Here is a 14,290-nt window from a genome sequence, read left to right as displayed (position 1 = left end):
GTCAAGACACAAAAGAGGAAAAGCGCTGAACAGCTCCTTTCTGTCCGTGGGTTCAATCTCAGGATAGGACTCAAGCGGCGTCCTCATTATACACCGGCTCCGGCGTCAGGCCGCCAGGGGCCTGATGCAGACGGGAAGAACATCGAGGCCTTTCCCGTTCGCTTCGCTGCCCCGTGAGGGGCCCGCAGCACCCGGACGTCAGCCCTGCTCCGCCTGGTGCCGGAAGTTCAGGTACTCCAGGAAGCGCTTCACCGCCGGGGAGGCGGTCTGACGGCTCCGCAGGGCGACGCCGATATTGCGATAGACCTCGACGTCCAAAGGCTTGATGAGTATCTTATAGGGGATGCGCTTCAGGATGAGGGAGGGGAGGACGCTGATGCCGAGGCCGCTCTCCACCATGGACATAATGGCGTAGTCGTCCCATGTGGTGAAGTGTACGTTGGGCTTCAGGCCGAAGCGCTCGAAGATGCCCGATATCTCCGCCCGCGCGCCCTTCTCCAGCAGCATGAAGGGGAGGTCGCAGAGGGCCTGCACGGGAAAGACCTCGCAGTCCGCCATGGGGTGATCCGTGGGGATGACCGCCATGAACTGGTCCTGCTTCAGGAAGATCGTCTCAAGCTTCGGGTGGGCGGGCAGCCTCAAGAAGCCGCAGTCCACGCGGCCCCGCAGCACCCACTCCTCGATCTCCGCGTAGTCGCCCAGCAGGAGCTCGTAGTCGATGTTGGGGCAGTCCTTCTGAAACTCCTTGATGATGGGCGGCAGCCAGTGGGTCGCCACGCTGGAAAAGGTCCCGATGCGGATCAGCCCCGTCTGCAGGCCGTTCAGGCTGTCCACCTGCGTCTCCAGCTTCTGAAACGCGCGGCACAGCTCCTCCGCGCAGGGCAAAAGCCTCATGCCGTCGGACGTCAGCCGGACGCCCCCCTTGCTCCTCTCCAGAAGCGACACCTTCCACTCCTGTTCCAGGTCGCTGATCATCCGGCTGACGCCGGACTGAGAGTAGGACAGCGCCTCCGCCGCCTTTGTGAAGCTCCCATACTCAACCGTCTTGACAAAGGCGAGGTACTTCTGCAGGTTCATGTCCATGGGTGCTCACCCGATTTCATGCATAAGGTTCACAGCTTCAAGAGCCGTTATGCGATTTTGTAATCCATTGCATTTTATACTACACGGTTTGCGCTGAGATTGCAAGGCGGCTTGAGGGACCCCAATCTGCAGGGACGAAAAGTTCGGGCAAAGTAAGGGGTAGGCATCTGTAGCCTGACTTGTATTAACTCTAACTCTTCCCCTGGTCCCCTGGTTGGGGACTGCGATACTCCAAATATTCCTGATACGCCTCTTCCTTATAAATAATAATACGCTCATGCTCGCACCTTTTTAAGTGATTCATGCCCTAAAGCATAGCGCTTGTTCGTTGTTATGGCAAGGTTTGTCATGGCAAGGTTTGTGGACCGGTCCAATGTAAACCCTTTCTTATCAGGCTGCCAACGCATTTGCGTTGACCTGCTCGATGACCCTCCGGATGCCCTTCCAGACCGTCAGGTCCGTGAAGACTTCTACGATGCTGCCCTGATCGGTAAACGGAGTATCCTGCAACACCGATAAATCCTTCATCATCCCATTGTGGACGATGTATTCTACGATCTGATTGACGAAATAGATTTGTCGGCCATCAAGGTTCGTGTCGTTCAAAAACTCGGCAAAGGCAGCCTTGGCTGCGTTCATGTCGAGGCCGACAATTTCCCGCACGAACTCGCCCAAAGGCTTGGTTCCATACTCCGCCTCATACTCCTGCTTCGTACCGACCTCGCTCCAGAGAATTTCCTCCAGCACCTTCACGTCCGCTCCGGTCAGCGGTACATTGCTCTTCAGCTTGGCGATCACTTCATGATCCTGATGCTGACGGACAAAATACTCGGCCTTGGCTTTGTAGTTCTTCAGGTCATCATTTTCCAGTTCGGATTCTTTCCAGTCAACCGAAAGAATCTCGTCATCGAAATCCGTGTCGTAAATGATTTTGCCGACAGGAATATACTTCATCAGGTCGCGCAGGCCCTTTCGGATATGTTCAAATTCGTCGATACCGGCATGGTCCAGATAATCCGTGTGAAGGACCTTGTCGATCAGCTCCGCCTGCATCATGATTTCCGGAATATTGGCCACGCTGGCCACGGCCGCAACCTTCTGCAGCAGATCGTGTCTGGCGCGGTTGTATTTCTTTCCCGCCAGATAGGCCAGCTCAATCCCGTACATCAGGGCATCGAAGCGGAGCGCCTTCGGGTCGTCGTCTTCCGGCTCGATCAGCGGAGCCAGCTCTTCCCGCACCACAAGCGTATCCTCGTAGGTCAGCGCTTGATAATTCTCCGAGACGGCGTATCGATCCACGTACCTTAGATGCTGCCGGACCGCAAAGTTTTCCCGGTTCAGTTCCCGGACTTTTCCGGTCATATGCTCCACCAACGCACTACGATAGGCGATCAGCCGTTCCGTCTGATATTGCAGGTCCTGAAGCTTATAGGCAATCTCAAACTGAAGCCCGAAAATCGCACCCTGGAGGGCGATCCTGTTCGCCGTAGGCTTCCCTTTGCTCATGCGGAAGAACTCAAAGTTGCCGCAGAAATCAAAGATGTAGAACTTGCCTTTATCGACGCCATCGATCAGTCCGGGGCAACGGCGTGTGCCGCGTCCGATCATCTGCCAGAACTTGGCCTTGCTCATGACCTTCTTGAAGAAGACCAGGTTCAACACCTCCGGCACGTCGATGCCGGTGTCCAACATGTCCACGGAAATGGCGATCTGCGGCAGCTTCTTCGGGTCGGAGAATTCGTCGATGGCGCTCTGGGCGTAGGTCATATAATTGTCGATGACCCTGGCACAACCGTTCAGGTGCGGATACTCCTTCTCAAACCCCTCCAGGATATTTTCCGCATGGGTATGATTCTTGGCAAAAAGGATGGTCTTGCCCATTTTGTTGCCATAGTCGATTTTCAGGCCGTGAGTCATGAGGATATACAGGGCCTCGCGAATCGTATCCTCGTTGAATATCCATTCGTTCAATGCAGACGACGCGATGCTTTCAGGCAACTCGCCGTTTTCATCCTCAAAGGTATTCTCATAGGTTTCCTTATCTTCATCGGACAGATCGTCGTAGACGATGCCCTCCTGGATGAATTTCAGTTTCGTTTCCACGGACAGGAAATCCACCAGATATCCGTCCTGCACTGCCTGTGCCAGCTCATAGCCATAGGTCGGTACGCCACTTTCCAGCTCGAAAACGGCATAGGTGTTTTTGTCGATCTCGTCCTTCGGCGTGGCGGTCAGGCCCACCAGTGGAGCATCGAAATAGTTGAAGATGTCTTTATACTTGTTATAAATCGACCGGTGTGCCTCGTCGCAGATCACCAGATCGAAATGCCCGCAGGAGAACAGCTTGCCCTCCTCGTCCCGCACGGAATCGATGCAGTTCATCATCGTCTGATAGGTGGAGAACACACCGTGCGCGGCATAGTTGTCCTTCTCCTCGCAGAGGTTCGTAACGGACAGATCCGGCAGGAGGTTCACGAAGCTCCGCCTGGCCTGGGTGACCAGGGAATTGCGGTCTGCCAGGAACAGGACGTTCTTGATCCAGCCCTGTTCCAGCAGCACCTTGACCAGCGCAATGACGGTCCGCGTCTTGCCTGAGCCCGTGGCCATGACCAACAGCGCCTTGCGGCGGTTCTTCTGCCCGAAGCTGTCACACACCGCCTTGATGGCAGCTTCCTGATAATAGCGGTCCGCGATGGCCTTGTCCACGACGATGTTCTTCAGGCCGGAGCGCATGCGCTGGAGGTTGAACAGCTTCTCCAGGTCCCGTTTGGAATGGAAGGCCGCGACCTGTCGCTCCGGATACTGATTATCCACGATCCGGGTGTCGAAACCGTTGGTCAGGAACACCACCGGCCGGCGGCCCTGCTTCTGCTCGATCAGGTCCGCATACAGCTTTGCCTGTTGACGGCCTTTTGCCACATCGACGCAGGTGCGCTTTGCCTCGATCACCGCAAGGATCCCCCCGTCATCGCCCGTCAGCACATAATCGGCATAGCCTGTCTCGGACTTGTTGGGTACGCCGGAGATTTCATATTCGTCGAACCAGTTCCTGCCTTTGGTCCAACCGGCGTCCTCCAGCATGGCATCGATATAGAGCTTTCGGGTCTTATACTCAGAAATGTCCAATGGCTTGGGCACGTAGGTTTGCTGCTGCTCGGCGCGGCGGGCGGTCAGTTCCTCCCGCAGCGCCGCATTCTCCTGAATGAGCTCTTCCAGCTTCCGTTCCGTTTCCGTATCGATGACCGGCGCGGCGGCAGGGGCTTCCTGCTCCAACAGGGAAGGATCGAAGGTTCCTTCCCGATAATCCTCCGCATAGCAGTAAGCCACGAAATCCAGAAAGATGAACAGGTTTTCCAGACATAGCGCAGCCTGTTCCCTTGTGATCTTTCGTCCGGCATGGGCTGCGGCGTTTCCGGTCTTACGGATGAAGTCCATCCGGCGCAGCAGGCTGTCGTCCACGATATCCCGGAACTCATCCGTGCTGATGAGGCTGACGAGATTGTCCTGGTACGGCATTGCCAGCGCACGGTCCACGGAATACATCCATTTGACGGCAGCCTCCATCGCCCTGCGGCAATTCAACACGCAGGCTGCCGTATCGATCCGATAGATGCGCTCCGCCGATACGGCAGGCTCCGTAAAGGAGGCGAAATCCTGTACTCTTGCAAAGAGGTCAAAGTTGGTCATGTGATTCACCTCCGAACGGTTTACGCTTCGCCTTTAATGGCCTCACCGAAAACATCGCTCATGTTCTTCCCCTCCTTAATTATCTATCTGAAATACGTCTGCATCAAGCTGTCGAACAGCAATTGTGCCTCATCGAGCGCCTTCTGAACGGCAATTTTTGATTTGTCGAGCTGTTCTTTGAAAGCAACAAATTCTTTTTGCAGTTCGATAGGCGGGATATAAATCCCTATGCTTTGTAATTCCTGTGCATTAATATTCGCCTGACCGATTGCAGCTTTGCACATTGCTAATAGCATTTGTTTTGAAAAGTCTGTGTTCAAGAAGGCTGACAGTATTTCTGGAAGGATACGGTCATTAACGCGTACTCGGACAATAAATCCGGCTAAGACCATCATTTCATCACGATTATAAACACAGGTTTTTCCAACAAGTTTCTTGCTATTGGTTCGATTGAATAATACATCGCCTCTGCGCACAGTATATTTCGGTAATTCTTCATCAGGAATATCAATCGTTTTAGTGTCCGAAAGGTCAAGCTCGCCGCTATAAGTAATGTTATTCATCCGAAGATACGGATATTGTCCACTATCGCCATCGGCGGCTTTCCTGCTGGAACCATAACGGACTTCTGAAATGAGGTCACGGATGGTGCCAGTTCCCCAACCTTTTTCATTTGCTGGATAAGTTCCAAACATCTCGACAAATCGGGCTTTGATCATATTATCCAGAAATAATAGCTCTTTTTGTCTCATATCAAGAATATGGGACACCTGGTCAAGAACTTGAACTATTCTGCTTTGCTCATCCAATGATGGGAATAGATGTTCCCGCTTTAGTGAGTCTTTGACCTTTACAAATGGCTGTACTGTTCCGCCTTTTATCCACCATGCCTCATTATTCAGCATGTACCAACAATAGTCTCTATCAGCAATGCTCTCATCAACAGAAAGGGCATGTGTATTCGCACAGATATTCCATTTTCCATCTGCCTTAAACGCTTTTCCGCACCTTGCTCCGACTGCACTTACAACAATACCTCTATGATCAAATCGGTAATCTGGCAACCAGACATCTTGTCCAGATGCACTGAATGCGGGATACCACCCATCTTTTGCAATTGGAGATGCTGTATTCTTTATTGCGGCATTTGCCACAGATAAGCTTTTTATTACCGCATCAAGTCTTATTTTCATCCCTACCAACCTCAATTTACAGCTCCAGGAGCTCCCGAAGCGCATCCATATCTGCTCCGATCTCCCTCTCAAGCTCGTCCAGCTTTGCCATGATCTCGCTCGTCGGCGGATACTCCACCGCCTTGTACTCCGTCTGCCTGTACTTGTTGAGGGAGAGATCGTAGTCGTTGCCGACGATCTCCTCCTTCGGCACGAAGAAGCTCTGTTCTGTCCGCTTCCGATCCTGCTCCGTATCCAGGGCATGAAATCGGGCAACGATGTCTGGAACGTCATTTTCCTTCGTCTCGCTGCGCTTGTCGTCCAGGCTGTAGCCGTCCGCCTTCATATCGTAGAACCAGACCTTGTCGGTGCCGCCGTGACCGGTCCTGGTGAAGATCAGGATGGCGGTGGATACGCCGGCATAGGGCCTGAACACGCCGGAGGGCATGGAGATCACGGCCTCCAGGCGGTTGCCCTCGATCAGCTCCTTCCGAACGGCCTTATGCGCTGTGGAGGAGCCAAAGAGCACGCCGTCCGGCACGATGCAGGCGCAGCGCCCACCAACCTTCAGCATCCGGAGGAACAGCGCCAGGAACAGCAGCTCGGTCTTCCTGGTCTTGCAGACCTTCAGCAAATCGGTAGAGACGATATCCGCGTCCAGGCTGCCCTTGAAGGGCGGGTTGGCCAGGATGAGGGTATACTTCTCCCGGTCCGGATTCTGGTCGGAGAGGCTGTCCCGGTATTCGATGAAGGGGTTGTCCACCCCGTGGGCCATCATGTTCATGGCGCCGATGCGCAGCATGGTGCGGTCCATATCATAGCCGTGGAACATGTGGTTCATGTAGTGGTCTTTGTTCTGGCTGTTGAAGAAGACCTCCTGTTTACGGTTTTCCTTCAGGTAATCGCTGACGGCCACGAGGAAGCCCGAGGTGCCGCAGGCCGGGTCACAGACGATCTCGTCCGCTTTGGGCTCCATCATATCCACCATCATGCGGATGATGTGACGAGGCGTGCGGAACTGGCCGTTGACTCCCGCGGTCGCGATCTTGGAGAGCAGGTACTCGTACACGTCGCCCCGGGTATCTGCCGCATTGAGCTGCGCCATCTGCTCATAGATTCCGTCCATGGCCGTGACGATCTTGTCCAGCATCAGCGGCGTCGGCACCTTGAAGATGGCGTCGCCCATGTATTTGGAATAAGCGCTCTCCTTGTCGCCGTGCAGGTTCTTGATGAAGGGGAAGACCCACTCCTGCACGGTGCTGTACATCTTCCCGGCTGGGAAGTCGTGGAACACGCTCCACTTGAGCTGGCTGCCGTCCACGGTGCGATCGCCGATCCGCACGTCCTGGGCGAAGACGCTCTCATAGGGCAGGCCCAGCATGGCCGCCTCCCTGGCGCGGCGGTTGTCGAAGTTATCCAGATCGTGGATAAACATCAGATAGGTCATCTGCTCGATGACGTCCAGCGGATTCGTCAAGCCGCCGGTCCAGAAAATCTCCCAAAGGCCTTCGATCCTGCCCTTCAGTTCCCCAGTCACCATGTCCCTACTCCTTCTCCCAGTTCCATGCGTAAGACGTATAGCGTCCTCCGCCGATCTTAAGGATCTCACCGTTCTTGAGCATATCGGCCAACGCCCGTTCCACGGTCTTCTGGCTGATATCCGGGCATTGGTTCATGATCTGCGTCTTCGTGAGCCGTCCGATGGTGTTCCGGACGATTCCCCGCACTCTGTCGGGCTTCGATAAGCCTTTCGTAACCAGGGTATCCACCCTGGCAGCAAATTCCCGACAGGCAGCAACCACGATGCCCAGCATATAGCGTACGAAGGGAAGATAATCGTTATGGCCCTCATGCCATCCGGCCGAGCTCTCCTGCAGGGCCTCGTAGTAGGTTCCCTTACTGTCCGCGATCAGCCTTTCAATGCTGATGTACTTCCCGACGAAATACCCGGAGCGGTACAGAAGCAGCAGCGTAAGCAGACGGCTCATGCGGCCATTCCCGTCATTGAAGGGGTGGATGCACAGGAAGTCCAGGACAAACATGGGAATCAGAAGAAGTGGGTCCAACTCCGGATCGGCTAGGGCCTCCCGAAGAGCATTGCAGAGAGCATCCATGGCTTCCGGCGTTTCCCATGCCGGAACCAGCTGGAAACGAACTCGTTTCGTCCCATCCGGCAGCTCCTCTGCGATCCCGTTGTCGGAGCTCTTGAAGCTGCCTCCGATGGATGTGTTGCTGAATTTATAAAGATCGCGATGCAACTGCAGGATCATACCCGGCCTGATGGGAATGTAATCGTAGTTTTCATGAACGGTATTCAGCACATCACGATAACCGGCGATCTCGCGTTCGCTCCGCCCCCTGGGCGTCGTCTTGTTCATCACGATCTTCTTCAGCCGGTCGTCGGTGGTGACGATCCCTTCAATGCGGTTGGATGCTTCCGTGCTCTGGATTTTTGCAATCTCCAACAACTTGGCGAGGGCATCCTTGCGCGCTTCGACAAACAGGTTCTGCCGACCTTTCATCTCATGGATCTGCGCCAGGTACGACACGATCTCCGGGGTCAGCAGCTTCTGGTATTCGGTTTTGTAATTCAGTGCTCTCATCGATATGCCTCTTTTTAGAGTGTAACATAGTCATTTCAATCATTTATGACACAATTACATCTTACCGAAAAGCCTGTCAAAAGTCAAAGCACGATGCCGGGTACCAGTCCCTGCAAGGGGCTCTTCTTTTAACCGTGGATTGAGGAGGGACAAAAAAACCGCGGCCACGAGGGCCGCGGGAGAGGGGTCGATATCGGGTTTCGGGGGTCACGCCTCCGACTTGATCTTCTCGGCATAACGGCACAGGGCGGCGAAGGTCTCCTCGCTGATGTCGTGCTCGATCTTGCATGCGTCGGTCATGGCCTGCTCCGGACTGACGCCGAGGTAGATGAAGAACTTCGTCAGCATCTTGTGCTTCGTGTACGTGCTGTCGGCGATCTCCATGCCCGAATCCGTCAGCACCAGCATCCCCGCGTGGTCCGTGGTGACGAAGCCGCGCTCCTTCAGGCGCTTCGTGGCGTAGGTCACGCTGGGCTTCGCCACGCCGAGGTGCGCCGCCACGTCGACGGACCGCACGTAGCCCTGCCGCTCCTTGATCATCAGGATCGCCTCAAGGTAGTTCTCCTCCGTCTTGCCAACCTCTGCCGCCGTAGTATCCATGCCAGATACCCCCTAATTTTTAACTAAGATTAACATTGTTTAACCTAATTCTCAAGCGAAATCTTCAGGGCTTTTAGCCGGCGCGAGCATTTTCAGCAAAAATACTGAGTGCGCAGCGTGTCTTTTACACTTTTCCCTGTCGAAGGGACGGACCTTTCGGCACGCCGCAGCGCCGTTCAGAAGCTGCCGAGGGCGCGACGGCTGAAGGCCCGCGGGCGCAGCCTGTAGTAGGCGACGATCGTGGCGACGCTCATCAGCACCCAGGAGACGGCGTAGACGTTCATGAGCATCTCGAAGCTCCGGTTCCACTGAAAGACCGTGAGGAGCCAGAAGATGCGGAAGACGCAGGAGCCCATCAGGGTGATGACCGTCGGGGTCATGGAGTAGCCCAGCCCCCGCAGCGCCGCTCCGGGAATCTCGTAGAACCCCACCAGGAACTCCAGGACCGCCGCGCGAAACAGGCGCGCCATGGCGAAGGTCATGACGGCGGCGTCCACGGTGTAAAAGCGCATCAGCGGTTCGCTCCAGAAGGAGAAGGCGGCGCAGGTGAGCGCCGTCAGGCCGATGCCCCAGGACATGCTGATGGTGTAGATGCGGCGGCAGCGTCCCTCGTCCCCCGCCCCGTAGTTCTGGCTGGTGAAGGTCATGGACGCCTGTGCGAAGGCGCTGATGATGAAGTAGGCGAAGTACTCGAAGTTCAGCGCGGCTGCGGACCCCGCGGAGGCGCTGGCCCCGAAGCTGTTGATGCCCGCCTGGATGAAGACGTTGGACAGGGAGAAGACGACCCCCTGCAGGCCCACGGGGACACCGATCTTCAGGATGCGGCGGGTGTGGCCGCCCTTCAGGGACATCTCCCTCCAGCTGAAGGCGAAGGGGTCCGGCTCGCGCATCAGGCAGCTCAGCACCATCCAGGCGCTGATGACGTTCGAGATCACCGTCGCGATGGCCACGCCGGTCACGCCCATGCGAAAGGCGATCACCAGCACCAGGTTCAGGATGACGTTGACGACGCCGCCCACCACCAGGAACCAGAAGGGCCGCCGGCTGTCCCCCTTGCTGCGGAGCACGGCGGAGCCGAAGTTGTAGAGCATGATGAAGGGCATTCCCATAAAGTAGATTTCGAGGTACGTCACGGCCAGCTCCAGCACGTCGGGGGGCGTCGAGAGCATCCTCAGCACGGGGCGCGAGAGCACGAGCCCGGCGACCGCCAGAAAAAGGCCGCTGATGAGGGCGATGAGGACGCTGGTGTGTACGGCCTGGCGCACCTTCTCCCGCTCCCCCTGTCCGATGTAGTTCGCGATCAGCATGTTGGCGCCCACGGAGACCCCCACGAAGAGGTTGACCAGCACGTTGATGACCGCTCCGTTGCTGCCCACCGCCGCCATGGCCTGGCTGCTGTCGAACCGTCCCACCACGGCCACGTCCGCCGAGTTGAACATCTGCTGAAGGATGGTGCTGGCCGCAAGCGGCAACGCGAACAGGACGATCTTGTCCCACAGGGACCCGTGCAGCATGTCGATCTGATTGCTCTTTTTGCTCTTTCCGGCGCGTTCCGCCATGATCCCGATCTTCCCCTCCAAAAAAATTAAAGGTGCCGGCGGCAGGCCGGCGCGCAGGGAACACGAACCCTCTTACCCGCTATTATAGCGTGACTGCACCATCCGCGCTGGCGCTATAATAACGGGGGCCGCAGCGCCAGGCCGGCAATCACGCAACGGAAAGGAAGTCTTGAGTTATGGATTACGCTAAGGAATCGCTTCGGCTTCACGGGGAGTGGAGGGGCAAGATCGAAATCGCCGTCCGCGTCCCCGTGCAGACGAAGGAGGAACTGGCCCTGGCCTACACGCCCGGCGTGGCCCAGCCCTGCCTTGAGATTCAGAAGGACGTGGACAGGAGCTACGACCTGACGCGCCGCTGGAACCTCTGCCTCGTGGCCACGGACGGAAGCGCCGTGCTGGGGCTGGGGGACATCGGGCCGGAGGCCGGGATGCCCGTGATGGAGGGCAAGTGCGCGCTGTTCAAGGCCTTCGGCGGCGTGGACGCCTTTCCCCTCTGCATCCGGTCTCACGACGCGGACGAGATCGTGGAGACGATCTACCGGATCTCAGGCTCCTTCGGTGGCGTGAATCTGGAGGACATCTCCGCGCCGCGCTGCTTCGAGATCGAGCGCAAGCTGAAGGAGCGCTGCGACGTCCCCATCTTCCACGACGACCAGCACGGCACGGCCGTCATCACGCTGGCGGGCCTCACGAACGCCCTGAAGTTGACGGGCCGGACCCTGCCGGAGGCCCGCGTCGTCATCAACGGTGCCGGAGCCGCCGCAATCGCCATCGCAAAGCTCCTGATCGGCGCGGGGGCGCGGGACGTGACCCTCTGCGACCGGACGGGAGTCCTCCACAGGGGCCGGGAGCAGGGCATGAACTGGATCAAGGCGGAGATGGCGGAGGTCACGAACCCGGCCGGCATCCGGGGGACCCTGGCCGATGCCATGAGGGGGGCGGACGTCTTCATTGGCGTCTCCGCTCCGGGGGCGGTGACGCAGGACATGGTCCGCAGCATGGCGAAGGACCCCATCCTCTTCGCCTGCGCCAACCCCACGCCGGAGATCTTTCCGGACGAGGCCCTGAGCGCCGGAGCGAAGGTCGTGGCCACCGGCCGCAGCGACTTACCCAATCAGATCAACAACGTGCTGGCCTTTCCAGGCATCTTCCGGGGCGCCTTCGACGTCCGCGCGCGGGACATCAACGAGGAGATGAAGATGGCCGCCGCCAACGCCCTGGCGGACCTGGTGGACGAGGCGTCCCTCAGGCCGGACTTCATCATCCCCAACGCCATGGACTCCCGCGTCGTCCATGCCGTGTCCCGCGCCGTGGCGGAGGCCGCCCGGAAGAGCGGAGCCGCGCGCCTGTAGCCCTGCGACGGACCGGAGAAGACGTCATGGAATACCGCGTCGAACACGACTCCATGGGCACGGTGAACGTGCCCGCGGACCGATACTGGGGCGCGCAGACGGAGCGCAGCCGGCAAAACTTTCCGATCGGCGTGGGGCTGGAGACGATGCCGCGGGAGGTCATCCACGCCTTCGGCATCCTGAAGCGTGGAGCCGCCACGGCGAACCGCGCCCTGCGCCCGGAGAGGATGACGGAGGAGAAGTGCCGCGCCATCACCCAGGCGGCGGCGGAGGTGGCCGAGGGGAAGCTGGACGATCACTTTCCCCTCGTGGTGTGGCAGACCGGCTCCGGCACGCAGTCCAACATGAACGCCAACGAGGTCATCGCCAACCGGGGCAACCAGCTGGCCGGACGCCTCCTGCTGCACCCCAACGACGACGTCAACATGTCCCAGTCCTCCAACGACGCCTTCCCCACCGCAATGCACATCGCCGCGGTCCTCGCGCTGGAGGACCGCCTGCTGCCGGCTGTCGAGGGCCTGATCGCGACCTTCCGGCGGCTGGAAGCGGAGAACGAGGGCGTGGTGAAGTGCGGTCGCACGCACCTTCAGGACCGCGACCCCCATCCGCTTCTCCCAGGAGATCTCCGGCTGGTGCAGCAGCCTGGAGCGCGACGCCGAAATGCTGCGCGCCGCGTCGGCCCCGCTGCACGAGCTGGCCCTGGGGGGCACGGCCGTGGGAACGGGGCTGAACGCTCCCGCGGGCTTTGACGTCGAGGTTGCCCGCGCGATCTCCGGCCTGACGGGCAGGGAGTTTCGTCCCGCGCCCAACAAGTTCCACGCCCTCACCTCCAGGGACGAGCTGGTCTTCGCCCACGGTGCCATGAAGGCCCTGGCCTGCGACATGATGAAGGTCGCCAACGACGTGCGCTGGCTGGCGTCGGGGCCACGGCTTGGGCTGGGCGAGATACGAATCCCGGAGAACGAGCCCGGCTCCTCCATCATGCCGGGGAAGGTGAACCCCACGCAGTGCGAGCAGGTGACGATGGTGGCCGTGCAGGTGATGGGCAACGACGCGGCCGTCGGCGTGGCGGCCTCTCAGGGCAACTTTGAGCTGAACGTCTTCATGCCCGTCTGCATCTACAACTTTCTCCAGTCCGCGCGCCTCCTGGGGGACTCCATCGCCTCCTTCGACGAACGGTGTGCCGCGGGGATCACGGCGAACCGCGAACGGATGCGGGCCAACCTGCACGGCTCCCTGATGCTGGTGACGGCCCTGAACCCCTTCATCGGCTACGAGAACGCGGCCAGGACGGCGCAGCTGGCCTTCAGGGAGGGGCTGTCCTTGAAGGAGGCCTGCGTGAAGCTGGGCTTTCTGACGCCTCAGCGCTTCGACGAGGTCTTCCGCCCGGAGGCGATGGCCTGAGGGGCCTCGGGCGGGCCGAAGGGCCGGCGTTCCCTATCCGCGGTACGAGGCCATAACGCGGGCGCACTTCATCGACCGAACGCGCGCGGGGGCATGGCCCCCCGACCTCGTCCGTTCCGCTTGACAACCTCCGGCGCTTCCGATTACAATACTCACCGTTGGCCGGGATGGCGGAATCGGTAGACGCAGTGGACTCAAAATCCACCGGTGGCGACACTGTGGGAGTTCGAGTCTCCCTCCCGGCACCATGAAAGCGGAAGCGCTGCGGCGCTTTGACCTCGCAGGAGCATAGAAACTCTGTCAGGGTTACCAGGGTGTTATGGGGCGGTTTGGGCCGCCCTTTTCTTGTCTTAATAGGGTTTAATCCCTACTGTCCAGAACAAATATAGGGGCTCAACACCCCCATCTCCCGGACATGACAAAACGTGACGGGAAAAACGAGCAAACCGTTTGCTCACAAACGGACAGCCTGTCCAAAGTTGAGTCGGCACCCGTCAGGGCAAAGAAAGACCGATCAACGCTTATGCGCTATACTATGAGCGCGAAGCGGAGGGCCTTTCGAGTTTTTGTGTCCGCATAGGGGCTGGAGGAACGCTGCATGGATTTGAGACGTGTGGGCATCAGGATCCTCGTGACGGGGACGCGCGGCAAGAGCAGTCTGGTCCGCCTTCTGCACGCGGGGCTGTCGGCCGTCGGGCTCAGGACCCACTCCCGCGTCACCGGGGTGCTGCCGCGGGAGCTGTCGCCTGCCGGTCAGCGCGTGATCCGGCGGACCTCGCCCGTGAGCTTTCGGGAGATGCGCTGGTGGCTCTCGCAGGTCCCCAGGGACG

10 protein-coding genes, 1 tRNA gene and 1 pseudogene are annotated in these 14,290 nt (G+C 58.6%); 5 read left to right on the top strand and 7 right to left on the bottom strand.

Annotation, left to right across the window (positions count from 1 at the left end; genetic code table 11):
• Positions 1-198: 198 nt before the first annotated feature.
• The 7 genes from SY1_RS09675 to SY1_RS09645 form a co-directional block, all read right to left on the bottom strand.
• The gene (locus SY1_RS09675; RefSeq protein WP_015556912.1) at positions 199-1,083 is read right to left on the bottom strand and encodes a LysR family transcriptional regulator; all 885 of its coding nucleotides are present in this window, start codon (positions 1,081-1,083) and stop codon (positions 199-201) included.
• Between the two features lie 390 nt (positions 1,084-1,473).
• Positions 1,474-4,770, bottom strand: coding sequence for a DEAD/DEAH box helicase family protein (locus tag SY1_RS09670; RefSeq protein WP_015556911.1), 3,297 nt, complete (start codon positions 4,768-4,770; stop codon positions 1,474-1,476).
• Between the two features lie 83 nt (positions 4,771-4,853).
• Positions 4,854-5,963, bottom strand: coding sequence for a restriction endonuclease subunit S (locus SY1_RS09665; protein WP_208873625.1), 1,110 nt, complete (start codon positions 5,961-5,963; stop codon positions 4,854-4,856).
• 16 nt (positions 5,964-5,979) lie between these two features.
• Positions 5,980-7,482, bottom strand: a complete 1,503-nt coding sequence (locus tag SY1_RS09660) for a class I SAM-dependent DNA methyltransferase (protein ID WP_015556909.1) — start codon at positions 7,480-7,482, stop codon at positions 5,980-5,982.
• 4 nt (positions 7,483-7,486) lie between these two features.
• Positions 7,487-8,545 carry a Fic family protein gene (locus SY1_RS09655; RefSeq protein WP_015556908.1) on the bottom strand — a complete coding sequence of 353 codons (1,059 nt, stop codon included), beginning with the start codon at positions 8,543-8,545 and terminating at the stop codon, positions 7,487-7,489.
• A 207-nt stretch (positions 8,546-8,752) separates the two neighbouring features.
• Positions 8,753-9,145, bottom strand: coding sequence for a metal-dependent transcriptional regulator (locus tag SY1_RS09650; protein WP_015556907.1), 393 nt, complete (start codon positions 9,143-9,145; stop codon positions 8,753-8,755).
• 176 nt (positions 9,146-9,321) lie between these two features.
• Entirely contained in the window at positions 9,322-10,704 is a 1,383-nt protein-coding gene (locus SY1_RS09645) for an MATE family efflux transporter (RefSeq protein ID WP_015556906.1), read from the bottom strand.
• 176 nt (positions 10,705-10,880) lie between these two features.
• Between SY1_RS09645 and SY1_RS09640 the strand changes: the two genes are divergently transcribed.
• The 5 genes and pseudogenes from SY1_RS09640 to SY1_RS09625 form a co-directional block, all read left to right on the top strand.
• On the top strand, positions 10,881-12,056 hold the full coding sequence (locus SY1_RS09640) for an NAD(P)-dependent malic enzyme (RefSeq protein ID WP_015556905.1): 1,176 nt from the start codon (positions 10,881-10,883) through the stop codon (positions 12,054-12,056).
• Between the two features lie 26 nt (positions 12,057-12,082).
• Positions 12,083-12,805, top strand: a complete 723-nt coding sequence (locus SY1_RS12460; protein ID WP_015556904.1) for a lyase family protein — start codon at positions 12,083-12,085, stop codon at positions 12,803-12,805.
• Positions 12,717-13,460 (top strand): lyase family protein, encoded by a 744-nt coding sequence (locus SY1_RS12455; protein WP_015556903.1) that lies wholly within the window; start codon positions 12,717-12,719, stop codon positions 13,458-13,460. The genes SY1_RS12460 and SY1_RS12455 overlap by 89 nt, the downstream gene beginning before the upstream one ends.
• Positions 13,461-13,621: 161 nt before the next feature.
• Positions 13,622-13,708 (top strand) — tRNA-Leu (locus SY1_RS09630).
• Between the two features lie 350 nt (positions 13,709-14,058).
• A pseudogene (locus tag SY1_RS09625) lies at positions 14,059-14,290 on the top strand (Mur ligase family protein); the annotation flags it as partial.

It is taken from the genome of Fretibacterium fastidiosum, from assembly GCF_000210715.1.
Taxonomy (GTDB): Bacteria; Synergistota; Synergistia; order Synergistales; family Aminobacteriaceae; genus Fretibacterium; species Fretibacterium fastidiosum.
This window is presented reverse-complemented; position numbering and strand designations above follow the sequence as displayed.